Raw genomic sequence first — 24740 nt, 5'->3', positions numbered from 1 at the left:
TACCACAAGATAGGCGCAGCCGCCCGCCGCCTCAAGTCGCCTGAACGAGCCGTGTGAAGACGTTGCCATGAATCTATTCTTCGACCTCGACGGCACCCTCACCGATCCCCGTGAGGGCATCACCCGCTGCATCGCCTACGCGCTGGAACGCATGGGCAGGGAGCCGCCGCCGCTCGCCTCCCTGGAGCGCTATATCGGTCCGTCTCTGTTCGTGAGCTTCCGCGAGTTGCTCGGGACGCAGGACGAGGGCCGGGTTCGCGCCGCCGTGGCCCTGTACCGGGAGCGCTACACGGACACCGGCCTGTACGAGAACCGGCTGCACGAGGGCATCGACGATGTGCTTGAGGGATTCGCCAGCGACGGTGGCACCATGCTGGTGGTGACCACCAAACCCACGGTCTTCGCGCGGCGCGTCATAGGGCACTTCGGACTGGCGGGCTATTTCGCGGACGTGGTGGGTGCCCACCTGGACGGCAGCCGCTCCGACAAGGCCGCGCTGATCGGCCATGCGCTCTCGGCGCACGGCCTGGACGCAGGCGCATCGGTGATGATCGGGGATCGCAGGGACGATGTGATCGGCGCGCGGCGGACGGGTGTCTCCTCGGTCGGCGTACTGTGGGGCTTCGGCAGCCGTCGCGAACTCGTGCAGGCCGGCGCGGACGTCCTGTGCGAGAGCCCCGGCAGGCTCCCGGGCTGCGTCGCCCGGGCGATGCCGCAGCACAAGGAGGACAGGCAATGAATATCCGTAACGCACGACCCGAAGATGCGCCCGCTCTTGCCAGGCTGATCGACATCGCCGGCGAGGGGATCCCGAGCTGGCTCTGGTCCCGTTCGGCGGAGTCCGGCCAGACCGCCGAACAGGTCGGCTGCGAGCGGGCAGCCAGGGAAGAGGGCGGTTTCAGTTACCGCAACGCCAGGGTCTGTGTGGATACGTCGGGACACATCATCGGTATGTTGCTCTCGTACCGCCAGCCCGACCCCTACGAGCTGCCGGACCTCGCCGAGCTACCGGCTGTGGTGAGGCCGCTCGTCGAACTGGAGGCCGCGGCACCCGGGACCTGGTACGTCAATGCGCTCGCCACCTTCCCCGAATCCCGCGGTCTCGGCGCGGGTACGCGCCTGATGGGCCTGGCCGAGTCCATGGCCCGCGAGGCCGGGGCTCCCGGTCTGAGTCTGATCGTCGCCGAGGAGAACGCCGGCGCGAAACGCCTCTACGAACGCCTCGCCTATCGGGTGGAAGCCCGGGCCCCGATCGTGCCCTGGCCCGGGGCGGCCCACGGCGGAGACTGGCTGCTCATGGTCAGGCCGCTCTGAGCCGCGGATTCAATTCGCACTGAAAATCAAAGGCTTACGCCTAAATTGTATACAATCTGCTGCCGATTATCGGATCGGGCCGTGGTGAGAATCCGCCGTGGCCGTCGCCGGTCCCTGCTGTTGCCCGGTCGCGACATCTACGTATTGTTTTGAAAATGCCCCGCGTATCAGGCAGGATTCCCACGACGGGGGCTGTCTGCGTTACGGATTTGCAGGGAAGAGCCGGAACGTCCCGAAAACACTGAATGTTCTATCTTTTTCTGAGCAGGGGAGTACCCATGAGCAAATCTTTTCGAAGCGGGCCGGGCCCGATCGCAACCCTCCCGGCCTTGCTGGTGCCATTGTTGTTTTCCGCGGGTGCCAGCGCCCAGGTAGAGGAAATCATCGTCACCGCCGAGCGCCGCGAAGCGTCCATTCAGGACGTGCCGGTAGCGGTCAGTGCATACAATGACGAGGCGCTGGAGGCGCTGCAGGTGGAGGACACCCTCGACCTGATCAACGTCGTGCCGAACCTCTTCGGCGGCAACAACACGGGTATCGGCAGCGCGAACATGTACTACATGCGCGCCCAGGGCAACGACGAGTCCATCGCCACCTTCGACCCGCCGGTCGGCACCTATATCGACGGCGTCTACGTGTCCCGGCAGAACGCCAACAACTTCACGCTGTTCGACGTCGAGCGCATCGAGGTGCTGCGAGGCCCGCAGGGGACGCTTTTCGGGCGCAATACGACGGGCGGTGCCATCAACGTGGTGCTGAAGGACCCGTCGCCGGAGATGGGCGGTTTCGTAGAAGCGGGCTTCGGCCGCTACAGCGAGTACCGGGTGCGCGGCAGCGTGGACATCCCCGTCAGCGACACCTTCCTGACCAAGTTCTCCGGCTACCACATCTCCAACGACGGCTGGCTGGAGAATCGAAACCCGGCCGTCGGCGGCGACTACAACGTGCGCGACAGCATCGGCCTGCGGGCGGACTTCCGCTACATGCCGACGGACATGCTGACGTGGGACCTGACTCTGGAGTACATCGACGACGAGGCCGGCAACATCCACGGCGATCTCGTCGGCGACGACCGGGTCTCCACCTCCGTGGCACCCCTGGGTGCACCGACCACCGCCTTCGATTTCCTGAACTTCTCGATCACCGGCGGCTTCGTGCCGATCAGCTATCAGCAGAAGTCCGACTACGGCAGTGTCTCCGAGACCACCAGCATCATCTCGGACCTGACCTACGCCGCGCCCGCGGGCGAACTCGAGTTCATCGTCGGCTGGCGAGACCTCGAGCAGGATTTCTTCCTCAACTTCCCGAATGCGGTGGGTGACGCGGACGACTTCTTCTGGATCGACAATAACGGCGTCCATGAGCAGTTCACGGCCGAGGTCAAGTGGTCGGCCCGTTATTTCGACGACAAGCTCGATTTCGTCTCCGGCGTCTTCTACCTGAACGAGGACAACGAGACCGACTTCGCGGACTGGTTATTCGGCTCGTTTCTGCTGGCCGACCGCGTGATGGAGAACACCACCGACAGCTGGGCCGTCTACGCGCAGGGTGATTACGCCCTCTCGGACCAGTGGACGCTGACTCTCGGTGCCCGCTACACCGACGAGACGAAGGAAATCTCGATCACGGACAACATCGGCGCCCGTGGCGTGATCCCGGGCACCATTACGCTCGAGACCGCGAACCTGGTCGCCGCCGGTATCCCGGTGGAGCAGGAAGAATCCATCGTCACGCCGCGCATCGCACTGAAGTATGACTACTCCGACGACCTGATGGTCTACGCCTCCGCCACCCGGGGCTTCAAGTCAGGCGGCTGGAACGCCCGCGAGGCGCTGGCGGCGACCATGGAGCCGTTCGGGCCGGAGAAGCTCTGGGCCTACGAACTCGGCTTCCGCGCCGACATGTTCGATAACCTGGTACGAGCCAACGGCACGCTCTTCTACACGGACCTCGAGGACCTGCAGACCACTTCGGCGACACCGTCGGGCAACTTCCTGACCACCAACGCCGGCGGCCTGGAGGTAACCGGATTCGAGCTCGAGGTGAACGCCGTACCGACGGACTGGCTGAACCTGTTCGTCTCGCTGGGCCTGCAGGACGCGGAATACGTCGACATCTCCGATCAGATCGCCGCCTGCACCGTGCCCAACACGGACTTCGCGGCGCTCGACGGCAACTGCAACGTGGCCGATCCGAAGCGCTCGCCCGACTGGACGCTGACGCTGGGCGCGTTTCTCGACTTCCCCGTCGAGGCGCTCGGTGCTTCGCTGCAGCCGAACCTCTCGTCCCGGTTCATCGGGCCGAACGTGGTCGGCACGCGTCAGCTGGGCGAGAACGACACCGAAGTCATCGTCAACGCCGGCGTCTCGCTGGTGGATGACGAAGGCGTGTGGTCCGTGACCGCCGAGTGCAATAACTGCTCGGACGAGGAGTACGTTACCTCGAACCTCTTCCTCAACTACTGGACGCCGCCGATGACCTGGCAGGTGCGCGGCCGCTGGAACTTCGGCGCGCGCTGAGGCACGTCCTCGCCGGCACCCGCCGGCAGGTTCCGGGAGAACGCCCCCTCAGCGGGGCGTTTTCTTTTCTGGGGTCCGGCAGGGCGGGCCTGTCCCGCCGGCTAGCTCAGGCGTTCGAGTATCTTCACGAACTCCGCCGGATCCGGCCGCTCGCGGACGTCCTTCGAGCGGTTGGCGTAGCGGATCATCCCTTCGCTGTCGATCACGACGGAGACCGGCCGCAGCGTGTCGGTGCCGTAGTCGTCCCGGTAATCCGCCGGCACGCCCCCCGGATGCACGATGCCGAGTTTGCGCGCGGCGGCAAGATCCGGGTCCATCCAGAAGGTGAAGTCAACGTCGAATAGGTCGGCCACGCGCCGGGTGGTCTGCTGCGGCTTCGGCACGAGGAGAATCAGCCGGGCGCCGAGCTCGTTGATACGCCGGTAGTGCTGCGTCAGGTCCTCGACCTGAGCGGAACAGAACGGACACCAGTTGCCACGCAGGAAGATCAGCACGGCCGGCAGCCCGCGCAGATCGGACGGGCTTGCGGGCTCGCCATCCTCAGTCTGCACGGTGAAATCCGGAATGCGGCGGCCGCGCACCAGCCGGTCGCTGGCCTTCTCGCCGGAGCGGCGCAGCAGCCAGACGATCAGCCCCGCCGCCAGCAGCAGGACCACCACAACGATCGCAGTGACCATGGCCGTGTCGTTCAGCACCTGTTCCGCCTCCGCCAGCCACGCCGGGCAATGCGGCATTCTAAGGCTTTACCCGCGGCCGGGAAAACGCGAGCATCGGCTGCCGGTCGAGGGCGATAGAACCGGACCGGCCGGGGCCGCATACGGCGGCTCGGGCGCCACCGCAACAGGGGGGGAAGATGGACTTCGAGATTCCGGCACTCGTGCGCGAGAAGCTCGCCGCGCTGGACCGCTTCATCGAGGCGGAAATCCGGCCGCTGGAGGCCGCGGACGACAACGTCCGCTTCTTCGATCACCGGCGGGAATATGCGCGCACCGACTGGGAACGGGGCGGCCTGCCCGCCGCCGACTGGGAGGCGCTGCTCGCCGAGATGCGCCGCCGCGCGGACGCGGCCGGCCATTACCGCTACGCGCTGCCGCGGGAGTTCGGCGGCGAGGAGGCGGGCAACCTGGCGATGGCAGTCGTGCGGGAACATCTCGCCGCGAAGGGCCTAGGCCTGCACAACGATCTGCAGAACGAGAGTTCGGTGGTGGGCAACCTGCCCATCGTGCTCATGCTGCGGGATTTCGGCACGGCCGAGCAGATCGAGCGCTACGTGGAGCCCGCGATCACCGGCGAGCACCCCATCGCGTTCGGCCTGACCGAGCCCGAGCACGGCTCGGATGCCACCTGGATGGAGACCCGTGCCGTCCCGGCTCGCCGGGACGGTGTGCCCGGCTGGCGCATCAACGGCGAGAAGATGTGGAACACGGGCATGCACGTTGCCGGCACCGATCTGGTCTTCGCCCGCACCGCCGGCGCGGACGGCGAGGCCGCCGGCATCACCTGCTTCCTGGTGCCCGCCGATGCGGACGGGGTGCGGATCGAGGAATATCTGTGGACCTTCAACATGCCCACCGACCATCCGCGGGTGTCTTTCACCGACGTGTGGGTGGCAGAGGACGCCGTACTCGGCGAAGCGGGCCGGGGCCTGGCGGTGGCCCAGCACTTCGTGCACGAGAACCGCATCCGCCAGGCGGCCAGCAGCCTCGGCGCGGCACAGTTCTGCATCGACCGCGCGGTCGCCCGCGCGCGGGAGCGCAAGCCGTTCGGCAAGCCGCTGGCGGCGAATCAGGGTATCCAGTTCCCGCTGGTGGAGCTGGCGACCGAGGCGGAGCTGCTGCGAGTGCTGATCCGCCAGACGGCCTGGCAGATGGACCGGTTCGACCGCCGGCGCATCGCGGCGGAGCTGTCGGACAAGGTGGCCATGTGCAACTACCGTGCGAACCGCCTGTGCTGCGAGGCCGCCGACCGGGCGATGCAGGTCTTCGGCGGCATGGGCTATTCCCGGCACGAGCCCTTCGAGCACATCTACCGCCACCACCGGCGCTACCGCATCACCGAGGGCGCGGAGGAGATACAGATGCGCAAGGTCGCGGGGCACCTGTTCGGCTTCATCCGCGGCTAGCGGCGGGGTGCATCCTCCCCGCTGCCGGCGGCGCCGGCCTCGGCGGCGATGCGCGCCCCGGAATAGGCGGGCTGGTCGATCGCCAGCCGGTCCAGGGTGGTGCGCTCCAGATGTTTCAGGAGCTCCGCGTCGTCGATGGCGATGCGGCCCTCCCGGATGGCATCGCACAGCGCACGATTCAGATCGGCGGGTTCGCCGTCGCGCCCGAGCAGCGCCCTGAGGCGTTCGGCCTCCGCCGCGTCGGCGGCAGGCGCCAGCTCGAGTTCGCGGCGTGCGATGTCCACCACGTTCGCGGCGACCAGCGCGTGGAATCCGCGATGCCCGCCGAGTTCCTCCCTGGCCTCGGTCAGGAAACCGCGCACCGCTTCCAGCAGCTCGCCCAGCTCCGGCGTCTCTTCCATCAGTCCCTGCCCCGTATGATGTTCAGCATGTCGATCTCCGCCTCGCTGACCCGCCGGCCGATGGCGGCGCGTTCCACGGAGCGGTCGACGCCGCGCCGGTAGATCTCCGCCATGGTCATGCATATGACGCCCCATTTGAGGCTGCCCATGAGCTGCCAGTAGCGCATCCGTCCCTCGTCCGGCGTGCCGCCCGCTTCGCGATAGCCCCGCAGCAGCTCGCGGCGCCGGCCGAATCCGCCCACGGGCCGGTGGCTCATGCCGAAGCGCCAGGAGTTGACGGCAATCCAGCCCAGATCCTCCATGGGATCGCCCCGATGCGCGAGTTCCCAGTCGAGCACGCCCACGAGCCCCTTTTCGTCGACCACCAGATTGCCGTTGCGGAAATCGCCGTGCACGAGCACTGGCTCTACGGGTTCGGGCAGGCGTTCGTTCAGCCAGCGGAAGGCGAGTTCGAAGACCGGGCGTGAGTGCCCGTAGGCGTCGTAGCGCTGCCGGTATGCCGACAGCACGTCCGTGCCCTGCATGGCCGGCAGCTCGGCCGCCGTGGCGGGCCGCGCGGCGTGTATGGCGGCGAGCGCGGCGCCGCATTGCTGCGCCAGGCGGCTGCGGGCGTCGGCGTACTGGTCGCGGCGCAGGATCCGCGGCGCCAGCGTCTCTCCGTCCAGCCGCTCCATGACGAAGCCCCGGCCCAGCCCTTCGTCCGGCGCGAGCACGTGCACCACGCCGGCCACCGGCAGGCCGGCCGCGGCCAGTTCCCCGACCAGCCGGCCCTCCAGGCCCGGGTCGAGAGCGAGCAGGTCCTCATCCGGCGCCTCACCGTCGCACGCCCGACGCAGGATGAGTGGCCGGCGGGACTCGCCGATCACTCGCTCGAACGACCAGGTCTCGCGGCTCGCGCCGCCGGTCAGCCGGCGCAGTGCCTCCACCCGGCCGGCGCCGCCGGTGAGTATCCGGGCCAGGGCGTGTGCGAGTTCGTCGGGACTGGATGCTTTACCGGAGGATGCCACGCCTTTACTTTAGCGGACATCGGCGCGGCTTTGCGCGCGGCAGACGGCGGGAGCCGGGAAAGGAGCAGCGATGGAGAACCTGGCACTGATCACGGGCGCATCGGGCGGCATCGGCGAGCAGCTCGCGCGTATCCACGCCGGGAAGGGCGGCGATATGGTGCTGGTGGCGCGCAGCGAGGAGCGGCTGGCGGAGCTCGCCGCCGAGCTCATCGACGCCCACGAGGTAAACGTGCGCGTCGTGGCGCGGGACCTGGCCGTGCCCGGTGCCGCGGAAGGCCTGTCCGACGAATTGCTGGCCGAGGGTCTCGTCCCGGATGTTCTGATCAACAATGCGGGCTTCGGCGGGCAGGGCCGCTTCCACGAGCGGGACTGGGCCCGGGACCGGGACATGATCAACCTGAACGTGACGGCGCTGGCGGCGCTCACGCACGGTTTCCTGCCGGCCATGGTGGAGCGGGGCAGCGGCCGCATCCTCAACGTGGGCTCGGTGGCGGGCTTCCTGCCGGGACCGAACTTCGCCACCTACTTCGCCACCAAGGCGTTCGTGCTGTCGTTCAGCGAGGCGATCGCCGCGGAGCTGACCGGCACCGGCGTGACGGTGACGGTGCTCTGCCCGGGACCGGTCGCCACCGGTTTCGTGGATGCCGCCGGTATGACCAACCGGCAGATTTTCGACGCCGTGGCTTCGGCGCCGGAGGAGGTGGCGCGTTACGGCTACCGGGCGATGCTGCGAGGCGACGTGATCGCGGTGCCCGGGGTCGCCACCCAGATCTCGCTGTTCCAGCTGCGCTTCCTGCCGCGGGGCCTCACAAGGGCGATCTCGCGGCTGACGATGGGCAACCTCTGATCAGGTTTCCAGCACGATCTTGCCCATGTGCTCGCCGGATTCCATGAGGGCGTGGGCCCGTGGAGCCTCGATGAGCGGGAAGGTCGCGTAGACGGTCGGCCGGATCCGCCCTGCCTCGAGCAGCGGCCAGATGCCACGCTCCAGGCCGGCGGCGATGGCCGCTTTCTCCTCGACTGTCTGCGGGCGCAGCGCTGAGCCGGTGATGGTGAGCCGCTTGCGCAGCACGTGGGCGAAGTTGGCCTCCGCCTTCGGCCCCAGCAGGAACGCGATCAGCGCGTAGCGGCCGTCGTACGCGAGCACGTCCAGGTTCCGGTCGACGTAGGGGCCGGCGACCATGTCCAGCACCACGTCGATGCCGCGTCCGCCGGTGATCTCCTTCGCCCCCGCCACCCAGTCGCTCTCGCGGTAGTTCAGGGCGAAGTCGGCGCCCAGTTCGCGGCAGTACTCGCACTTCGCCTCGGTCCCGGCCGTGACGATCACGCTCGCGCCGCGGGCCTTCGCCATCTGGATGGCCGCGCTGCCGATGCCGCTGGAGCCGCCGTGGACGAGCAGCCACTCTCGCTCGGCCAGCGCGGCGCGCGTGAAGACGTTGTACCAGACCGTGAAGTAGGTCTCCGGCAGCGAGGCCGCCTCGGTCAGTGTCAGCCCTTCCGGCACTGGCAGGCAGTGTTCGGCGGGCACCCGGCAGTATTCGGCGTAGCCGCCGCCGTGCACCAGCGCGCAGACACGGTCGCCCGGGCGCCAGCGGCCTGCGCCCTCGGCGCTCGCCACCACCTCGCCTGCCACCTCGAGACCGGGCAGGGGATCGGCGTCCGCGGGTACGGGGTACAGGCCCTGACGCTGCAGGCAGTCCGGGCGATTGACGCCGGCGGCGCGCACCCGGATCAGTACCTCCCCCGGCTGCGGATCCGGCACCGGCCTCTCTACGGCGCGCAGGACCTCCGGGCCGCCCGGCTCCGTGATGTCGACGGCCGTCATCGTCTTCGGCACGCCCATGATCGCTCCTCTGGCCTGTTTCCGGCCTGGTCAGTCTGTCAGCAGGCGGACGCGCGCAGCGACGATATCGCCGTTCAAGGTGCCCTCCACTTCGACGTCGCGGCCTTCCGCAGCGGCATAGAAGGCGGCGGCGTCGCTCGGTTGCCCGTCTGCCTCGAACTCGGTCGTGGCGTCGGTGACGACGGTGACGCCGAGCAGCACGAAGCGGGGTTGGGCGACGTCTCTGGCGCGTGCACGCAGGACGACGCCCGCATCGGCATCCGTGCGGGTGACGCTGCGTGCCAGGAGCGCGTCGCCGCTTTCCGTGCCCGCCGCCTCCACGCGATCGCCGGTGCCGATGTCGCCGAGCGAGAACGGTCGCTGTCGCTGACTGCTCGCGTCGCGGAAACCGGTCTTCGCGTCGGTGAGGACCGTGACCCCGGCCGCAGTCAGCGTGCCGGCATCGACGTCGACGTCGTCCACCGTGCCGTCCAGCCGCGCCTGGCTGGGGGACTCCAATCTGACGCGCTCGGCGAGGATGGCGCCCGTGCCCGTCACGGTGCCTTCCACCTCGACGCGCACGTCGGGACCGAGCATGGAGGCATTGCCGCCCTCGAATACGGTTGCGTCATCCGTGGCGACCGGCTGACCGTCCACGTCGAAGTCCGCAGCCGAGGCGAAGCGCGTGATCAGGCCCTCGATTTTCGCCTCCTCGCCTTCCGCGGCCGCGTCCACGCCCTGTTGCCGGTAGCTCAGCGTCTCGGCGATCAGCGTGCCGTCGGCGGCCCGCTCGCTACCGCGTGCTTCCACGCGGTCGCCGTTGGCGGGAGCACCGTCGGGGAAGCCGTCGAGCATGGCGCTGCCGTAATCGACGAGCGCCCCGCCGATGCGCAGCCGCTGCGCGGCCGTGTCCACCTGGGCGGCAACGCCGGACAGCTCCAGCCGGTCGGGCTCGGCCTTGAGACGTATCAGGGTGGCCTCGACGCTGCCGTCGGCGCGGTCGAACCCGCTCACCTCCACGGCATCCCCCGCGGCCAGACCGTCGAGTCCGCCGCCCGCTCCGTTGCCTTCGAACAGCGTGTCGATGGACACGTGCACGGTGCGCCCGAGCACCACGGCCGTGCCGGCGCCCGCGTCGACGGCATCCACCGGCCCCTCGACGCTGTCGTCGAATTCGATCCGGATGGCGTTGCCGGTGTCGGCGCCCGGCACCCGCTCGCCGCGCAGCGTCACCACGGCACCCACCGAAAGTCCGGCCTCGGTGCCCGGTTCGCCGTCGATCACGATCTCGGCGCTCCCGGTGTCGTAACGGACGCCGTTCACGATGACGCTGCCGAAACCGGTGATCTCACCCTTAGTCACCACCGCGACCGGGTTGCCGCCCCGGTCGACGCCGGCCACCTGCTCGGTGCTGTCGCAGCCGGCGAGCAGAACGGCGCACAGCGTCGCTGCTGCCAGTGTCGTGGTGGCCGTCTTCGAGGCCATCCTGGAGGTATGTGGTTGACTGCGCATCCTGTCACTCATCGCTCTCTTCCCTGGTCTGCGGGCCCTGGATGAAGTAGACGCCGATGCCGAGGCGCACCGTGTCCGTCTCCTCCCTGCCTGCCTGGCGTTCCTGCTCGGCCAGCCAGTCGTCGATCATGTACAGGAACTCCTCGCCCTTGTCCTCCAGCAGCGCCTGCAATTCGGGGATGGCGGAGCGGGGTACCTGCAGCGCCGTGGCGCGGCCCTCGAAGCGGGACGGCTCGTCCTGTGCACGCCCGAGATTGTGATTGACCGTCCTGCCCACGTCCTCCAGCACTTCGCCCGCGCGGCGCAGAGTCTCGGTATCGGTGGCCGCGGGCATGTAATAGCGGTGCAAGGCCCGGAGTCGCCCGCCCGCGGCCTGTTCGACAGCCCCCGTGGTCAGCAGCTCCTTCAGCATGGCCTTCGGCGGGATGTCGCCGGCGTAGCGGCGCAGGAGTTCGGTGAAGCTGTTATTGCCTTCCTCGTATTCGAGTTCGCGGGCGTTGCCCTGCCCGTCGGAGAAGTCCGGGTCCTGGTGCCAGCGGGCGAGTACGCGCGTGGCGTTGTTGGTCTTGCGGGTGAGAGACTCATCCAGCTGATCGGCCAGCAGCTCCCGCTGGCGCTTCACCTCACGGCGTGTAAGGCCGGTCAGGATGGAGGTGCGGGAGACGTTGGTGGGCCGGCCGCCGATACCGTAGTCGCTGGTTGCCACCTGCACGAAGACGGACTTGCTGATATCGGCGAATTCCCGCCACGTCATGCCGCCCCGCAGCATGATGCGCGCGATCGGCCGCAACAGGCGGCGGCAGGCGTCTATCAGAACTCTGCGGTACTCATCCATGGTGTTCGTCCGGTGGCTGAGCGGCAGTCACCCGTCTGCCCGGATCGCGATAGTCGCCACGCGACATAATGACGTGCGAGCGGATACACTGCGATAAAGCGGCACAGTATCCATCGTCAGGCAGGCTCGAGTCCATGACGCAGCACACGAATTCGAGCGAGAAACCGCGCGGCCGGCACTACCTGACCCGGCGTCATTCCCTGCACCTGTTCCCCGGGCGCTATACCCGCCCCGGCACGGCGCCCGGAGATCTCACCGCGCCGCCGGAGGCGGAGCGCGTCCCGGTCCGGATGTCCCTGACCGACTTCGACGGCGAGCAGCTCGTGGAGGAGACGGACTGCGGCCTGGAGGAAGCGGGGAGGTATTTCGACAGCCCACGCACGACCTGGCTGCACGTGCAGGGCACGCCCTCGGAAGAGCTGCTGCGCTCCATCGGCGATGCCTACGGCCTGCATCCTCTGGCGCTGGAGGATGTTCTGCATACCGGGCAGCGGCCCAAGGTCGAGGCCTACGAGGGTCAGCTCTTCGCCATCGTCGGCGCACCGGAGCACGGGCCGGACGGAGTAGTGCCCACCCAGCTCAGCCTGTTCCTCGGCGACACCTGGGTGGTGAGTTTCCACCCGGGCCACGCCGATCCTTTCGAGCCGGTGCGCCACCGGCTGCGCCAGCCCGCGGCGCGGATTCGGGAGCGCGGCGCCGATTACCTGTTCTATGCGCTGATCGACACGGCGGTGGACCTCAGCTTTCCGGTCATGGAGGCGCTGGGCGAGCGCATCGAGACCTTGGAACTCACCGTCTTCGACGATCCCAGCCGACAGGCGCTGGACGAGATCCACCGCCTGAAGCGCGAGCTGGTCGTGATGCGCCGCAGTCTGTGGCCCCAGCGCGATGCCCTGAATACCCTGGTGCGGGACGAGCATCACATGCTGGCAGCGGAGACTCACCCGTATCTCCGTGACTGCTACGACCACACGGTGCATGCACTGGATCTGGTGGAGAGCTACCGGGAGATGGCCTCCAGCCTGCTGGAGGTTTATCTGTCCAGCCTCTCCAACCGGATGAACGACGTGATGAAGGTGCTCACCATCATCGCCACCGTGTTCATCCCGCTCTCGTTCGTGGTCGGCATCTACGGCATGAACTTCGATACGGAGGCGAGCCGCTGGAACATGCCGGAGCTCGGTCTGCGTTACGGCTATCCGCTGCTGTGGCTGGTGATGCTCGGCATCGTCGCCGGCATGCTCATCTACTTTCGCCGCAAGCGCTGGCTCTAGCGACTCACTGCTGCGCCTCGCTCAGCCGGTGGGCCGAGGCGGCCGCGGCCACCGAGAGCGCCGCCAGCAGCACCAGGGTCCAGGCGGAGCCCACCAGGGTGGCGATGCCGCCGAAGATGCCCCCGGCCAGCAGCATCACGCCGATCACGGTATTGCTGACCGCGACGTAGCTCGCGCGGTTCTCCGCCGTGGCGATGTCCACGAGATGGGTCTTGCGCCCCAGCCGCACGCCGGCGTGGGCGATGCTGAGCGCAAAGTAGGTGGCCGCGAAGGCGGCGGGAGCGAGCGGCACTTGCGGCGCGAGCGCCAGCGCGGCCGTGGCCAGGCTGGCCGTCGCGGCGAGCAGTGCGGCGCGCTTCATCACCAGCCGGCTGGAACGGTCCGACAGCCGCCCCCAGACCGGCGCGCTGAGGAAGCTGGCTGCGCCGGAGGCCAGCATCAGCGAGCCGAGCCCGGACAGCGTGTTCTCCATGCTCTGGTTCGCGAGGCTCACGTAGAAGGGGGCGGCCAGCGCGGTGGAGAGCAGCAGCGTGCGGGTGATCAGGAATTCCCGCAGGTCCCGGTCGCGGCGGATGAGGCCGAGCTGGCGGACGGCCTCGGTCAGGGCATTACCGCCGCCCTCCGTGGCGCCGGCGTATTCGGCGAGGAAGCTGTAGATGGCGGCGGCCAGCAGCCAGAGGCCGCCGGCGGCGAACAATACGGCGACGAAGAAGCCGATACCCCGGCTGCCGGGGTCGAGCGCGATCGCCGCGACGCCCACGGCGACCGTCACGGCGCCGGCGGCCGAGGCCGCGTAGCCGGTCACCGAGCCGCGCCGGGTCTTGGCGATGGTCTTGCCGAGCACGTCCTTGCTGGCCACCGAGCAGATCCCCCGCGCCAGGCTGAACAGGGTGAGCAGCCCCAGGATCGCCCACCCTGCCGCGGAGCCCTCCAGGCTCAGCGCGACGGCACCCATGAGCATCACCGCCACGCCCTGCAGCACGCTGCCGGCCACCCAGAACCACTTGCGCACCGGCACGGCGCGCAGGTAGCGGGCGACGACGAGCTGGGGCAGCAGCGCGAGCGATTCGCGGATGGGCACCAGCCAGCCCAGCATCCACGCCGGGGCGCCGAGGCTCGTCAGGAGCCAGGCCAGCACGAGTTTCGGCCCGGCCAGCCGGTCGCCGGTCTTGGTCGCGACCAGCGAGGCGACGTGGATCAGATAATTGCGGGGCTGCTCCCGGCAGGCGGCATCGGGGATGTCCTTGCAGACGCGGGCATCCTCGTCGCCGGTCAGCAGGTCGTAGACGTCCCTCGCGGGGCCGGGTTTCGGAACCGTCTGCGTCAAGTCGATGTCTCGTGGTTTCCTTGCGAGGGTGGGAATACTAGCAAACGGCAGGCGGGCGGGAGGCGCCGGGATGGCCCGGCAATAGTACGGCAATTCGCCGGGCAATGGCGCGCCGCGCCGTGCGCGATGCCGGCCGGATGTGTATGCTCGTCGGACGTCAATGCTGCACGGGAGACCCTGGATGGGACTGGAAATCGGCGGCCTGTTCGGCCTGATCATCCTGATACTGGATGTCTATGCGATCGTGAAGACCCTGGGCAGCCGGGCGAGTACCGGCAGCAAGGTGCTCTGGATCGTGGTCATCCTCGTACTGCCGTTGCTCGGACTCATCCTCTGGGCGCTGTTCGGTCCGAAGGGCTAGGCGCACGAAGCGGCCGCCGGGGCCCGGCAAGGGCCGGCGGGGTTCACTCGTCCCGCAGGAACTCCCGCGCGTCCCGGGCCGTCCGTGCCGGTGACTCCTCCATGGGCACGTGGCCGAGATCGTCGTAGACCACCAGCCGCGCGTCCGGGATGTCCTCGGCGAAGCGCCGGCCGTGCTCCGGCGGTATCCACTCGTCCTGCCCGCCCCACTGCACCAGCGTCGGCGCGCCGATCTGCGCCAGCGCGGCGGCGGGATCGTCGCGGGCGGATCGTGACGCGGCACGAACCCGCTGCAGGAAAGCCTCCCGATTGCCTTCCCGCAGCGACAGTTCGAAGTAGCGGTCCACCAGCGCCTCGTCCACCAGACTGTCGTCCGCGTAGACCTCCTCCAGACTCCGGCGGTAGAGGATGCGCGGCGTCAGTTTCGCCAGTGCGTCGCCGATGCCCGGCAACGCCGCGAGCCGGAAAATCAGCGAGGGCGTGCGTCGCAGCGGATAGCCCGATGCGTCGACGAGTAGCAGCCGGTTCACCCGCTCCGGATGGGCGACCGCGTAGTTCCAAGCGATGCGCCCGCCCAGCGAGTTGCCGGCCAGGTGGAAGTCGTCGATGCCGAGACGCCGCGTGACGGCGTCGACGAATCGCACGTAGGCGCCGATGGAGTAGTCGCCGGCGGGATGGGGGCCCGTCAGCCCGAATCCCGGCAGATCCATGCGCACGATGCGGAAGTCGCCGGCCAGCGCCTCCGCCCACCCGTTCCACGTGTGCAGGGAGGCGCCGGTGCCGTGCAGCAGGACCAGCGCCGGCCCGCTGCCCTAGACGGCGACATGGGCGCTCATGCCGTCGAATTCCAGGAACTGCGAGCCGGTGACCCGGTAGCGCTCGGTCAGGGACTCGACGCTGCGATCGGGCTCCCAGGCCCATGCGAGCACCAGCGCCACGGCGATGAACAGGATCAGCACAGCATTGACGACTGCCCTCATGTGCCTCTCCCGGCGCTGCTGCTGTCCATGCCCGTTCTCCCGGTCGCTTGCCGATGCCTGCGTCGATGGTAAGGGCGCCGCGCCGCCACGGCCAGCGCATCCCTTACGGCTCGCCGAGGGTGTCGTTACAATGCCCGGGCCGACGCGCCGCACTGGCGCAACCGAGCCGGAGCGACTATGAGCCGACCACTGCGGGAACCATTGTGGGAACCGTCGCCGGAGCGCGAGGCCGGCGCGAACCTGACCCGCTTCGCCGCCTTCGCGGCGGAGGCCCGGGGCGAGGGTTTCCCGGACTACGCGGCGATGCACCGCTGGTCGGTGGAGGAGCCGGAGGCGTTCTGGTCCACGCTGTTCCGCTTCGTGGACCCGGTGTGCCGCCGTCAGCCCGAGACCGTGATCCGCCATGCCGACGCCATGCCGGGCGCGAAGTTCTTCCCGGAGGCTGAACTCAATTTTGCCGAAAACCTGCTGCGCTACCGGGGGCCGCTGCCCGCGATCATCTTCCACGGCGAGGACGGCAGGCGCCGGGAGCTGAACCGCGACGAGCTGTACCACGAAGTGGCGCGAGTCGCGGCCGGGTTGCGCCGGGCTGGCGTGGGACCGGGGGATCGGGTGGCCGGCTACCTGCCGAACTGCCCCGAGACGGTGATCGTCATGCTGGCGGCGGCGAGCCTCGGCGCGGTGTGGTCGTCGTGCTCGCCGGATTTCGGCGTGCAGGGCGTGCTGGACCGCTTCGGCCAGATCGCACCGAAGGTGCTGTTCGTTACCGACGGCTACCGCTACAACGGCCGGCTCTTCGACATGCGCGACACCGTGGCCGGCATCCTCGCGCAGCTGCCGGACGTGCAGACCTGCGTGGTGGTACCGTTCGTTGAGGACGAGCCGGCCATCGGCGGCATTCCCCGCGGCGTGCATTATGCGGATTTCCTGCAGGACGCGGAGGACATCGAGTTTGCGCCGCTGCCCTTCGATCATCCGCTCTACGTCATGTACTCCTCGGGCACGACGGGCACGCCGAAGTGCATCGTGCACGGCGCCGGCGGCACACTGATACAACAGATGAAGGAACACGTGCTGCACGTGGACCTGAAGCCCGGCGACCACCTGTTCTATTTCACGACCTGCGGCTGGATGATGTGGAACTGGCTGGTGGCCGGTCTCGCCTGCGGGGCCACGCTGGTGCTCTACGACGGCTCGCCCTTCCATCCCGACGGCGGACGACTCTGGCGCATGGCCGAGCAGGAACGCATCAACGTATTCGGCACCAGCGCCAAATATATCGCGGCGCTGGAGAAGGCGGGCCTGCATCCGGGCCGCGACCACGATCTCTCCGCGCTGCGCACGGTGCTGTCCACCGGCTCGCCGCTGGCGCCTGCGAGCTTCGACTACGTCTACCGGGAGATCGCGGACGACGTTTTGCTGGCGTCCATCTCGGGCGGCACCGACATCCTCGGCTGTTTCGCCGGCGGCTGCCCGATACGCCCGGTCTGGCGGGGCGAGCTGCAGTGCCGGATGCTGGGCATGGCGGTGGAGGTCTGGGACGAGGACGGCACGCCGCTCAGCGGCGCGAAAGGGGAGCTGGTCTGCACGCAGCCGTTCCCCTCCATGCCCATCGGTTTCTGGAACGACGAATCCGGCGAGAAATACCGGGATGCCTATTTCACCCGTTTCCCCGGCGTCTGGGCTCACGGGGACTTCGCGGAGCTGACCGAGCACGACGGCATGATCATCCACGGCCGCTCCGATGCCGTCCTGAACCCCGGCGGGGTGCGTATCGGCACCGCGGAGATCTACCGCCAGGTGGAGAAGATCGACGACGTGCTGGAGTCCATCGCCATCGGCCAGGACTGGGACGACGACGTGCGCGTGGTGCTGTTCGTGGTGCTGCGGCCCGGCGTCGAACTGGACGAGGAGCTGGAGACCCGCATCCGCCGGATCATCCGCGAGAACGCCACCCCGCGGCACGTGCCCGCGAAGATCCTGGCCGTACCGGACATCCCGCGCACCATCAGCGGCAAGATCACGGAGCTGGCCGTGCGCTCGGTGGTGCACGGCGAGAGCGTGAAGAACACGGACGCACTGGCCAACCCGGAGGCGCTGGAGTACTTCCGCGACCGGCCGGAGCTGGCGGAATCGTGAGCGCCTTCCACGGCGTCAGGGTGCATGCGGAGACGATCCGACCGGAGTGGATCGACTACAACGGCCACATGAACGTGGCCTGGTACGTGCTGATATTCGACCACGGCGTCGACGGGCTGTGGGACGAACTCGGCCTCGACACCGCCTACCGCGAGGAGAGCGGCGGCACTACTTTCGCGGTGGAGTGCCACGTGAGCTACCTGCGCGAGCTGTGCGAGGACGATCCGGTGGCGGTCAGCGCCCAGCTCCTCGCCTGGGATGCCAAGCGCATCCACCAGTTCCAGCGCATGTATCACGCCGACGAGGGCTGGCTCGCCGCCACCTGCGAGTGGATGAACCTGCACGTCGATACGGCCTCCCGGCGGGTCTCGCCGTGGCCCGAAGCGGTACTCGGCAGGCTGGCTGCCTTCGCCGCACGGCACCCGGATGCGCCCTGGCCGGAGCAGGCCGGGCACCGCATGCGCGTCCCCGATCCGCTCGGGCCGCAGCATCAGGCAAACGCAGAGCAAAGCCCCACGGAGCAGTAACCACCATGACCGAGCACGTGATACTCGCCATCGACCAGGGCACCACCAGCAGCCGGGCGATGGTCTTCGACCGCAAGGCGCGCATCCTCGCCGTGAGCCAGCGGGAGTTCCCCCAGGTGTTCCCGAAACCCGGCTGGGTGGAGCACGACCCGGAGGCGATCTGGCAGAGCGTGATCTCCGTCGTGCACGATGCCATCGCGGACGCCGGCTGCCTGCCGCGCGACGTCGCCTGCATCGGCATCACTAACCAGCGCGAGACCACGGTGGTCTGGGACCGGCGCACCGGCGAGCCGGTCTACAACGCCATCGTCTGGCAGGACCGGCGCACGGCGGCGAGATGCCGGGAGTACGCGGCCGGCGGCGGCGAGGAGCTGGCCGCCAGCCGCTCGGGCCTGCGCATCGACCCCTATTTCTCGGCGACGAAGCTGGCCTGGATACTCGACAACGTGGAGGGCGTGCGGGAGCGCGCCGAGCGCGGCGAGCTCGCCTTCGGCACCATCGACGCCTTCCTGCTCTGGCGCCTGACCGGCGGCGCCGAACACCGTACGGACATCACCAACGCCTCGCGCACGCTGCTCTACGACATCCACCGCCAGTGCTGGGACGACGACCTGCTCGCCCACTTCGGCGTGCCCGCTTCGCTGCTGCCGGAGGTCTGCGACAACACCTTCGATTTCGGCACGACGGACGCCGAGACCCTGGGCGCCGGCATCCCGGTGGCGGGCATGGCCGGCGACCAGCAGGCCGCCCTGTTCGGCCAGGCGTGCTTCCATCCGGGCATGACCAAGAGCACCTACGGCACCGGCTGCTTCGTGATCGCAAACACCGGCGAGACACCGCTGGCCTCCGGCCACCAGCTGTTGACCACCATCGCCAGCCGCGTGGACGGGCGCCTGAGCTACGGCCTGGAAGGCAGCATCTTCGTGGCGGGCTCGGCCATCCAGTGGCTGCGGGACGCGCTGAAGATCATCGCCGCGGCGCCGGACTCCGAGGCCATCGCGCGCGAGCAGGGCGTCATCGACAACATCCACGTGGTGCCCGCGTTCGCCGGGCTCGGTGCGCCCCACTGGGACCCGGACGCCCGCGGTGCCATCCTGGGCCTCAGCCGCGACAGCGGCGTCGCCGAGATCGTGACCGCCACGCTGCAGTCGGTGGCTTTCCAGACCCGCGACCTGATGCTGGCCATGCGCGACGACGGCCTGGACGTGGAGCTGCTGCGGGTCGACGGCGGCATGGTCAACAACGACTGGCTGGTGCAGTTTCTCGCCGACATGCTCGGCATCACCGTCGAGCGTCCGCGGATCACGGAATCCACGGCCTTCGGCGCGGCCTGCCTGGCGGGCCTGCAGCGCGGCGTCTTCGATTCCCTGGAGCAGCTGGAGCAGCTCTGGCAGCGGGACGCGCTGTTCGAACCCGCCATGTCCGGCGAACGGCGGCGGGCGTTGCACGAGGGATGGCTCGCCGCCGTCGCCCGGGTGCGGTCGGTGGCACGGGAGCCCTGACCGGGCCGCTCAGTCGAGGTCGCGCCGCACCGGATCGGTGTGGCGCACGGGTCCGCGATGCTCGCCGCCTTCCCCGGCCGGCGCCACCACCGCGTAGCCGGCGGTGAGCGCCAGGGAGTAGATCAGCACGCTCATGATCGGCAGGTAGTGGCCCAGCGCCACCGTACCGCCGCCGGCGAACTCCACCAGCCAGATCGCGAGCTCGGCGAGGACGGCCAGCAGCAGCATCATGGCGATCAGCAGCACCAGCCAGGCGGGCAGCCGGGCCCAGCAGGCGGAAAGACGGCTGCCTCCGTCCGGCTCCAGCAGGCGCAGGCACAGCAGGGCCAGCACGGCGGTGGGCAGCAGCAGCCAACCGGTGAGCGCGAGCAAGGACTGCATGCCGGGCCCGTCGGCGCCGAGGAACAGCGCCATCATGGCGGTGAACGCCAGCAGCAGGCCCGTGATGGCGAGTACCAGCGTGGCCACGGCGGTCAGCACGCGGCCGCCACCTTGCGGCGTTTCGTCCGGCCGTCTTTCGGTAATGGTCATGGAGGCATTGTGCCCGGGCGGCGGGCGCATGCAAACGGCTGCGAGGATCACGGATCGACGGCGCCCGGCAACGCCTGCGCGACATCCCGCGATGTCGTGGCGTCCTTGCGGGCGAGATGGCCGAGGAATTCGCCGGTCGCCCGGGCCCAGCTCTTCTCCAGCGCGGCTTGCCGGCAGGCTCCTCGGTCCAGCGTGAGCGCACGGCGCACGGCGACGCCGAGGTCCTCGTGCAGGACGCCGGTGCGGCCCTGCTCGATGACGTCCAGCGGACCCGTGACCGGATAGGCGGCCACCGGCGTGCCGCAGGCCATGGCCTCCAGCATTACCAGGCCGAAGGTATCCGTGCGGCTGGGGAAGACGAAGACGTCGGCAGCGGCGAGGTACGCCGCGAGTTCGGGGCCGAAGCGATAGCCGGTGAAAACCACGTCGGGGTATTCCGCGCGCAGCCGGACGAGGTCGGGGCCGTCGCCGACCACGTATTTCGTGCCCGGCAGGCGGAGCTGCAGGAAGGCTTCCACGTTCTTCTCCACGGCGACACGGCCCATGTAGAGACAGATCGGGCGCGGCCCGGCCAGGGACGCTTTCGGCTCGGGGCGGAACAGCTCCACGTCGACGCCGCGGCTCCACAGCCGGAGTCCGCGGAATCGACGGGCGGCGAGTTCGTCCCGCACGGCGGGCGTGGGCACCAGGGTCGCCGCCGCCGGCCGATGGAAGCGCCTGAGCCAGGCGTACATCCACGAGACCGGTATCGGCGCCCGCTCCCGTACGTACTGGGGGAAGCGGGTGTGATAGGACGTCGTGAATGCGAGGCCGCGCCGTACGCAGTAGCGCCTCGCCGCAAAACCCAGCGGCCCCTCGGTGGCGATGTGAATGCAGTCGGGCCGGAAGGCGTCCAGCGTCCTGCGAACGCGGCGATAGGGCAGCACGGAGAGCCGGATCTCGGGATAAGAGGGGCAGGGCAGCGTGCGGTGATCGGCCGGCGTGAGCATCTTGACCCGGTGTCCGGCGCGGATCAGTTCGTCGCGGGTCCTGCCCAGCGTTGTGACTACACCGTTCACCTGGGGCAGCCAGGCGTCGGTGACGATGGCGATGCGCATGGCCGCCAGTGTCCACCCACACCGTTACCGGAATCTTGCCGTTCGGAGAAAGTTCCGGGACAGGGATGCGCAACATGTCACCGATATTTCAAAAAGCTGTCACCTCGGTGACTTGTCCCCCGGCGAGACTCTCGTCAGCTTCGGGCAATCCGGGAGAGGTTTCCGTGCAGACAATCTGGCAGCAGGTGGCGGCAGCGGAGATCGGTTTCACGCTGAAGGTCAACCGGCTCAGCCGGCGCACGCCCGTACTGACCCTGTTCCGTGCGGTGAGCCGTCTGGGTGACGGCGTCGCCTGGTACGCGGGGCTCGGCGTCATGCTCCTGATCGGCGGCGAGCAGGCCGCCGGCCCGGTGCTGCAGACCGGCGTCACCGCGCTGGTTGGCGTGGGACTCTACCGTTTCCTGAAGGAGCGACTCGTGCGGGAGAGACCGTTCATCACCTTCGCGGACATCCGCTGTGGCACGGCGCCCCTGGACCGCTACAGCTTCCCGTCCGGCCACACTCTGCACGCGGCGCTGTTCTCGGCGTTCTTCCTGGTCTACCTGCCGGTGCTCGGCCTGGCGATGCTGCCGTTCGCGCTGCTGGTCGCCGCCTCACGGGTGGTGCTCGGCCTGCACTATCCCACCGACGTGCTCGCGGGCGCCGCCGTCGGCCTGCTGCTCGCCGCCGCCAGTCTCTCTTTACTGCACTTTGCTCCCCTATCGGTCTGAGCCGGCTTTGGGCTCCTCCAGCGCACCGGCGGCCTCGGCCGACTGGCCGAGCCAGTAGGCGATATTCTCGAGATTGACGCTGGCGGGCTGGGCATCGTCCCAGAAGGCGGCGATCAGCCCCTCGTCGGCATGCAGCAGCGCGCCGATGTGTCGCGACAGTGCAGTGTAGCGGGGGACGCGGTTACCGATCGGTGTCCTTGTCGTGGAAGCGGTCACGGCAAGGTCTCCGCGTCAGGCGACGGCGCCGAGTTCCACGTGGCCGAGCGCCGGTTCGGCTGCGCCGTCCCAGGACACCAGTCCGAGGCGGCCTTCCCGGTTCTCCACCAGCGCGGTGCAGTGCTCGACCCAGTCGCCGTCGTTGCAGTAGATGACGTCGCCGGCCCGGCGCACGGCCGGCCGATGGATGTGGCCGCAGACGATGCCGTCCAGGCCCTGCGCCCGGACGTACTCGATGGCCGTGTTCTCGTAGCGGTGTATGTAGTCCAGCGCTGCGTTGATGCGCATCTTGATGGTGCTCGCCATGCGCACGGGGCGATAACCGAGCCGGTGGCGCACCCGGTTCAGTCCCGCATCCATGTCCACCAGCCAGCGGTAGGCGGCAGAGCCGAGGCGCTCTTTCATGGAGCCGACCCGCAGGTCGCGGTCGAATTCGTCGCCGTGGGTCACCAGCAGCCGGCGCCCGCAGCGCGTCTCGTGGACGTGGCTGCGGCGGATCTCGATCAGGTGATGATCCGTGCCGTCGAACAGCCGCAGCTCGGCGTCGTGATTGCCCGGGATGTAGATCACCCGGGTGCCGTCCCGGGACAGGCGCATGATCTCGAGCAGTACCTCGCCGTGGACCGGCGGCCAGTAGACGGTGCTGCGCATCGCCTGCAAGTCGAGGATGTCGCCGACCAGGTAGAGCCGGCGCGTCTCCAGCGAGCGGAGGAAGTCGAGGAGTTGACGGGCGCGGCAGCCGCGGGTGCCGAGATGGGTGTCCGAGAGCCAGACCGCCTCCGCCTGTACCCGTGCTTCCGCGTGCTCCATATCCTCTGCCCCGCTGCCAATCCGAGATGGCGGTGAAGATAGTCACGCAAGTTGAAGATTTTCTTACGCTGCCGTGACGTTTTGATGGCTCGCCGCATGCGCAGAAAATCGCGGAGCCGGCTGCCGCCATGCCCCGGGGGGCTCCATCTCGGGTACACTTGGCCTCCGCCGAGGCGCCCAGGCGGCTCCGCGTGCGAAGAACAAGGCGCCCGGCAAGACCGTGGCGGACCGTGCCGGCCCGCCGATATCCAGTCTCAGAAGCAGGAGAGGGGACATGCCGGAAACAGTGTCCAAAGACCAACTCGCCGATTACATCGACCGGGACATGCCGCCGTCGGAGTGGCTGAAGATCGAGCAGGAGCGCATCGACGCATTCGCCGACGCCACGCTCGACCACCAGTTCATCCACGTCGACAAGGAGAAGGCGGCGCAGACGCCGTTCGGCACGACCATCGCTCACGGTTATCTGACGCTCTCGCTGCTGCCCTATCTCACCGGGCAGTGCGGTGTGATCCCGGAGGGCATCGCCATGGCCATCAACTACGGCTCGAACAAGGTCCGTTTCCTGCAGCCGGTGAAGGTGGGCAGCGAGGTGCGCGCGCACGTGAAGCTGAAGGAAGTGAACGAGAAGAAGCCGGGCCAGATCCTGACCACGTCCGAGGTGACGGTGGAGATCAGGGGCGAAGAGAAACCGGCGCTGGTGGCCGAGACGCTGGCCCTGTACTTCGTGCAGTGACGCCAAGGCGACAGTTTGACCAAGGGAGGCTGAAGTGACGATCCGATTCGACGATCAGGTGGCTATCGTGACGGGCGCCGGCGGCGGCCTGGGGCGCTGTCATGCCCTGGAACTCGCACGCCGCGGTGCGAAGGTGGTGGTGAACGACCTGGGCGGCGCCCGGGACGGCAGCGGCGGCTCCAGCGAGGCGGCGCAGGCCGTCGTGGCCGAGATCGAGGCCGCCGGCGGCGAGGCCATCGCCAACGGCGCGAACGTGGCCGACTACGAGCAGGTCCAGGCGATGGTGGCCGCGGCCATGGACAAATGGGGCCGCGTGGACGTGCTGGTCAACAACGCCGGAATCCTGCGCGACAAGAGCTTCGTGAAGGTGAGCCTGGAGGACTTCCAGCTCGTCGTCGACGTGCATCTCATGGGATCGGTGAACTGCACCAAGGCGGTGTGGGAGATCATGCGCGAGCAGAAGTACGGCCGCATCGTCATGACCACGTCCTCGACCGGCCTGTACGGCAATTTCGGCCAGTCGAACTACGGCGCGGCCAAACTCGGCGTGGTGGGCCTCATGAACACCCTGCACCTGGAGGGCCAGAAGTACGACATTCGCGTGAACTGCCTGGCGCCGGTGGCGGCCACCCGCATGACGGAGGGCCTCATGCCGGAAGAGGCGCTGGCGCTGCTGCAACCGGAATACGTCACGCCCGCCGTGGTGTTCATGGTGAGCCCGGATGCGCCGAGCCGGCAGATCATCTCGGCCGGGGCGGGCGGCTATGCCCGCGTTTACCTGGAGGAGACGCCGGGCATCTGGCTGGCGCCCGGCGAGCGCGACGCCGATCACGTGGCCGCGAACTGGGAGAAGATCGCGGACAAGACCGGCGCCGAGGAATACCAGGACGGCAGCGGCCAGAGCATGAAGTTCCTCACCCGCGCGGCGAAGGAGCTGGGCATCAAGACGGGCTGAGCGCCCGTCTCCACGGAACATCGACAGGCGGGCGCGGGCGCCCG

The 24740-nt window shown here is 68.7% G+C and carries 26 protein-coding genes; 13 read left to right on the top strand and 13 right to left on the bottom strand.

Annotation, left to right across the window (positions count from 1 at the left end; translation table 11 throughout):
- Positions 1–67 precede the first annotated feature (67 nt).
- From ACJMKZ_RS14620 to ACJMKZ_RS14610, 3 genes are all read left to right on the top strand, one after another.
- Positions 68–739, top strand: coding sequence for an HAD hydrolase-like protein (locus ACJMKZ_RS14620; protein ID WP_405233939.1), 672 nt, complete (start codon positions 68–70; stop codon positions 737–739).
- Positions 736–1314, top strand: a complete 579-nt coding sequence (locus ACJMKZ_RS14615; RefSeq protein ID WP_405233938.1) for a GNAT family N-acetyltransferase — start codon at positions 736–738, stop codon at positions 1312–1314. Before ACJMKZ_RS14620 ends, ACJMKZ_RS14615 begins: the two co-directional genes overlap by 4 nt.
- Positions 1315–1658: 344 nt before the next feature.
- Positions 1659–3833, top strand: a complete 2175-nt coding sequence (locus ACJMKZ_RS14610) for a TonB-dependent receptor (RefSeq protein ID WP_405233937.1) — start codon at positions 1659–1661, stop codon at positions 3831–3833.
- 101 nt (positions 3834–3934) lie between these two features.
- Here the strand turns inward: ACJMKZ_RS14610 and ACJMKZ_RS14605 are convergent, their stop codons facing one another.
- On the bottom strand, positions 3935–4567 hold the full coding sequence (locus ACJMKZ_RS14605) for a peroxiredoxin family protein (protein ID WP_405233936.1): 633 nt from the start codon (positions 4565–4567) through the stop codon (positions 3935–3937).
- Positions 4568–4686: 119 nt separating this feature from the next.
- Here ACJMKZ_RS14605 and ACJMKZ_RS14600 point away from each other — a divergent pair, with 119 nt between their 5' ends.
- Entirely contained in the window at positions 4687–5955 is a 1269-nt protein-coding gene (locus tag ACJMKZ_RS14600) for an acyl-CoA dehydrogenase family protein (protein ID WP_405233935.1), read from the top strand.
- On the opposite strand, the gene ACJMKZ_RS14595 is transcribed toward ACJMKZ_RS14600, so the two are convergent.
- Both ACJMKZ_RS14595 and ACJMKZ_RS14590 read right to left on the bottom strand, forming a co-directional pair.
- Complete coding sequence (locus ACJMKZ_RS14595; protein WP_405233934.1) at positions 5952–6356, bottom strand: DUF6285 domain-containing protein; 405 nt, start codon at positions 6354–6356, stop codon at positions 5952–5954. The two genes, ACJMKZ_RS14600 and ACJMKZ_RS14595, sit on opposite strands and share 4 nt — an antisense overlap.
- On the bottom strand, positions 6356–7363 hold the full coding sequence (locus tag ACJMKZ_RS14590) for a phosphotransferase family protein (RefSeq protein ID WP_405233933.1): 1008 nt from the start codon (positions 7361–7363) through the stop codon (positions 6356–6358). Before ACJMKZ_RS14590 ends, ACJMKZ_RS14595 begins: the two co-directional genes overlap by 1 nt.
- Before the next feature lie 70 nt (positions 7364–7433).
- On the opposite strand from ACJMKZ_RS14590, the gene ACJMKZ_RS14585 reads away from it, so the two are divergent.
- Entirely contained in the window at positions 7434–8210 is a 777-nt protein-coding gene (locus ACJMKZ_RS14585) for an SDR family NAD(P)-dependent oxidoreductase (RefSeq protein ID WP_405233932.1), read from the top strand.
- Here the strand turns inward: ACJMKZ_RS14585 and ACJMKZ_RS14580 are convergent, their stop codons facing one another.
- From ACJMKZ_RS14580 to ACJMKZ_RS14570, 3 genes are read right to left on the bottom strand one after another with little or no spacing between them, the layout of a single operon-like run.
- Positions 8211–9206 carry an NAD(P)H-quinone oxidoreductase gene (locus ACJMKZ_RS14580; RefSeq protein WP_405233931.1) on the bottom strand — a complete coding sequence of 332 codons (996 nt, stop codon included), beginning with the start codon at positions 9204–9206 and terminating at the stop codon, positions 8211–8213.
- 30 nt (positions 9207–9236) lie between these two features.
- The gene (locus ACJMKZ_RS14575) at positions 9237–10709 is read right to left on the bottom strand and encodes a DUF5666 domain-containing protein (RefSeq protein WP_405233930.1); all 1473 of its coding nucleotides are present in this window, start codon (positions 10707–10709) and stop codon (positions 9237–9239) included.
- Entirely contained in the window at positions 10702–11532 is an 831-nt protein-coding gene (locus ACJMKZ_RS14570; protein WP_405233929.1) for a DUF6502 family protein, read from the bottom strand. Before ACJMKZ_RS14570 ends, ACJMKZ_RS14575 begins: the two co-directional genes overlap by 8 nt.
- A gap of 134 nt (positions 11533–11666) precedes the next feature.
- Here ACJMKZ_RS14570 and corA point away from each other — a divergent pair, with 134 nt between their 5' ends.
- Positions 11667–12806, top strand: coding sequence for a magnesium/cobalt transporter CorA (gene corA, locus ACJMKZ_RS14565; RefSeq protein ID WP_405233928.1), 1140 nt, complete (start codon positions 11667–11669; stop codon positions 12804–12806).
- Between the two features lie 4 nt (positions 12807–12810).
- On the opposite strand, the gene ACJMKZ_RS14560 is transcribed toward corA, so the two are convergent.
- A complete protein-coding gene (locus ACJMKZ_RS14560; RefSeq protein WP_405233927.1) occupies positions 12811–14133 on the bottom strand; it encodes an MFS transporter in 1323 nt (440 codons plus the stop codon).
- A gap of 181 nt (positions 14134–14314) precedes the next feature.
- On the opposite strand from ACJMKZ_RS14560, the gene ACJMKZ_RS14555 reads away from it, so the two are divergent.
- Positions 14315–14494 carry a PLDc N-terminal domain-containing protein gene (locus tag ACJMKZ_RS14555; protein WP_405233926.1) on the top strand — a complete coding sequence of 60 codons (180 nt, stop codon included), beginning with the start codon at positions 14315–14317 and terminating at the stop codon, positions 14492–14494.
- Between the two features lie 43 nt (positions 14495–14537).
- Here the strand turns inward: ACJMKZ_RS14555 and ACJMKZ_RS14550 are convergent, their stop codons facing one another.
- Together ACJMKZ_RS14550 and ACJMKZ_RS14545 are read right to left on the bottom strand one after the other, a co-directional pair.
- The gene (locus ACJMKZ_RS14550; RefSeq protein ID WP_405234174.1) at positions 14538–15284 is read right to left on the bottom strand and encodes an alpha/beta fold hydrolase; all 747 of its coding nucleotides are present in this window, start codon (positions 15282–15284) and stop codon (positions 14538–14540) included.
- Between the two features lie 21 nt (positions 15285–15305).
- Positions 15306–15473: a hypothetical protein gene (locus ACJMKZ_RS14545; RefSeq protein WP_405233925.1), complete on the bottom strand. Its 168-nt coding sequence runs from the start codon at positions 15471–15473 to the stop codon at positions 15306–15308.
- Positions 15474–15650: 177 nt separating this feature from the next.
- Between ACJMKZ_RS14545 and ACJMKZ_RS14540 the strand changes: the two genes are divergently transcribed.
- Genes ACJMKZ_RS14540 through glpK form a run of 3 tightly spaced genes read left to right on the top strand, consistent with a single transcriptional unit; the run spans position 15651 to position 19641 of the window.
- Positions 15651–17612: an acetoacetate--CoA ligase gene (locus ACJMKZ_RS14540; protein WP_405233924.1), complete on the top strand. Its 1962-nt coding sequence runs from the start codon at positions 15651–15653 to the stop codon at positions 17610–17612.
- Positions 17609–18139 carry a thioesterase family protein gene (locus tag ACJMKZ_RS14535; RefSeq protein WP_405233923.1) on the top strand — a complete coding sequence of 177 codons (531 nt, stop codon included), beginning with the start codon at positions 17609–17611 and terminating at the stop codon, positions 18137–18139. The genes ACJMKZ_RS14540 and ACJMKZ_RS14535 overlap by 4 nt, the downstream gene beginning before the upstream one ends.
- A gap of 5 nt (positions 18140–18144) precedes the next feature.
- Positions 18145–19641 (top strand): glycerol kinase GlpK, encoded by a 1497-nt coding sequence (gene glpK / locus ACJMKZ_RS14530; RefSeq protein WP_405233922.1) that lies wholly within the window; start codon positions 18145–18147, stop codon positions 19639–19641.
- Positions 19642–19650: 9 nt separating this feature from the next.
- On the opposite strand, the gene ACJMKZ_RS14525 is transcribed toward glpK, so the two are convergent.
- Together ACJMKZ_RS14525 and ACJMKZ_RS14520 are read right to left on the bottom strand one after the other, a co-directional pair.
- The gene (locus ACJMKZ_RS14525; protein WP_405233921.1) at positions 19651–20172 is read right to left on the bottom strand and encodes a hypothetical protein; all 522 of its coding nucleotides are present in this window, start codon (positions 20170–20172) and stop codon (positions 19651–19653) included.
- Positions 20173–20219: 47 nt separating this feature from the next.
- A complete protein-coding gene (locus tag ACJMKZ_RS14520; protein ID WP_405233920.1) occupies positions 20220–21269 on the bottom strand; it encodes a glycosyltransferase family 4 protein in 1050 nt (349 codons plus the stop codon).
- Positions 21270–21433: 164 nt separating this feature from the next.
- Between ACJMKZ_RS14520 and ACJMKZ_RS14515 the strand changes: the two genes are divergently transcribed.
- On the top strand, positions 21434–21979 hold the full coding sequence (locus ACJMKZ_RS14515; protein ID WP_405233919.1) for a phosphatase PAP2 family protein: 546 nt from the start codon (positions 21434–21436) through the stop codon (positions 21977–21979).
- On the opposite strand, the gene ACJMKZ_RS14510 is transcribed toward ACJMKZ_RS14515, so the two are convergent.
- On the bottom strand, positions 21968–22195 hold the full coding sequence (locus ACJMKZ_RS14510; protein WP_405233918.1) for a hypothetical protein: 228 nt from the start codon (positions 22193–22195) through the stop codon (positions 21968–21970). The genes ACJMKZ_RS14515 and ACJMKZ_RS14510 overlap by 12 nt on opposite strands.
- Positions 22196–22210: 15 nt before the next feature.
- The gene (locus ACJMKZ_RS14505) at positions 22211–23005 is read right to left on the bottom strand and encodes a UDP-2,3-diacylglucosamine diphosphatase (protein WP_405233917.1); all 795 of its coding nucleotides are present in this window, start codon (positions 23003–23005) and stop codon (positions 22211–22213) included.
- Between the two features lie 274 nt (positions 23006–23279).
- Between ACJMKZ_RS14505 and ACJMKZ_RS14500 the strand changes: the two genes are divergently transcribed.
- Both ACJMKZ_RS14500 and ACJMKZ_RS14495 read left to right on the top strand, forming a co-directional pair.
- Entirely contained in the window at positions 23280–23741 is a 462-nt protein-coding gene (locus ACJMKZ_RS14500; protein WP_405233916.1) for a MaoC family dehydratase, read from the top strand.
- 34 nt (positions 23742–23775) lie between these two features.
- Positions 23776–24696: an SDR family oxidoreductase gene (locus ACJMKZ_RS14495; protein WP_405233915.1), complete on the top strand. Its 921-nt coding sequence runs from the start codon at positions 23776–23778 to the stop codon at positions 24694–24696.
- Positions 24697–24740: the final 44 nt, after the last annotated feature.

Source organism: Lentisalinibacter salinarum (assembly GCF_040706555.1).
Taxonomy (GTDB): domain Bacteria; phylum Pseudomonadota; class Gammaproteobacteria; order Steroidobacterales; family Woeseiaceae; genus Lentisalinibacter; species Lentisalinibacter salinarum.
Note: the sequence above shows the minus strand (reverse complement) of the source record. Positions and strands in the feature narration are given on the sequence as shown.

Coding starts and splice junctions, on each gene's coding strand:
- ACJMKZ_RS14520 (WP_405233920.1), bottom strand. CDS start 21,269: ATGCGCATCGCCATCGTCACCGACGCCTGGCTGCCCCAGGTGAACGGT.
- ACJMKZ_RS14620 (WP_405233939.1), top strand. CDS start 68: ATGAATCTATTCTTCGACCTCGACGGCACCCTCACCGATCCCCGTGAG.
- ACJMKZ_RS14555 (WP_405233926.1), top strand. CDS start 14,315: ATGGGACTGGAAATCGGCGGCCTGTTCGGCCTGATCATCCTGATACTG.
- ACJMKZ_RS14595 (WP_405233934.1), bottom strand. CDS start 6,356: ATGGAAGAGACGCCGGAGCTGGGCGAGCTGCTGGAAGCGGTGCGCGGT.
- ACJMKZ_RS14500 (WP_405233916.1), top strand. CDS start 23,280: ATGCCGGAAACAGTGTCCAAAGACCAACTCGCCGATTACATCGACCGG.
- ACJMKZ_RS14505 (WP_405233917.1), bottom strand. CDS start 23,005: ATGGAGCACGCGGAAGCACGGGTACAGGCGGAGGCGGTCTGGCTCTCG.
- ACJMKZ_RS14600 (WP_405233935.1), top strand. CDS start 4,687: ATGGACTTCGAGATTCCGGCACTCGTGCGCGAGAAGCTCGCCGCGCTG.
- ACJMKZ_RS14585 (WP_405233932.1), top strand. CDS start 7,434: ATGGAGAACCTGGCACTGATCACGGGCGCATCGGGCGGCATCGGCGAG.
- ACJMKZ_RS14580 (WP_405233931.1), bottom strand. CDS start 9,206: ATGGGCGTGCCGAAGACGATGACGGCCGTCGACATCACGGAGCCGGGC.
- ACJMKZ_RS14615 (WP_405233938.1), top strand. CDS start 736: ATGAATATCCGTAACGCACGACCCGAAGATGCGCCCGCTCTTGCCAGG.
- corA (WP_405233928.1), top strand. CDS start 11,667: ATGACGCAGCACACGAATTCGAGCGAGAAACCGCGCGGCCGGCACTAC.
- ACJMKZ_RS14525 (WP_405233921.1), bottom strand. CDS start 20,172: ATGACCATTACCGAAAGACGGCCGGACGAAACGCCGCAAGGTGGCGGC.
- ACJMKZ_RS14570 (WP_405233929.1), bottom strand. CDS start 11,532: ATGGATGAGTACCGCAGAGTTCTGATAGACGCCTGCCGCCGCCTGTTG.
- ACJMKZ_RS14540 (WP_405233924.1), top strand. CDS start 15,651: ATGAGCCGACCACTGCGGGAACCATTGTGGGAACCGTCGCCGGAGCGC.
- ACJMKZ_RS14545 (WP_405233925.1), bottom strand. CDS start 15,473: ATGAGGGCAGTCGTCAATGCTGTGCTGATCCTGTTCATCGCCGTGGCG.
- ACJMKZ_RS14575 (WP_405233930.1), bottom strand. CDS start 10,709: ATGAGTGACAGGATGCGCAGTCAACCACATACCTCCAGGATGGCCTCG.
- ACJMKZ_RS14605 (WP_405233936.1), bottom strand. CDS start 4,567: ATGCCGCATTGCCCGGCGTGGCTGGCGGAGGCGGAACAGGTGCTGAAC.
- glpK (WP_405233922.1), top strand. CDS start 18,145: ATGACCGAGCACGTGATACTCGCCATCGACCAGGGCACCACCAGCAGC.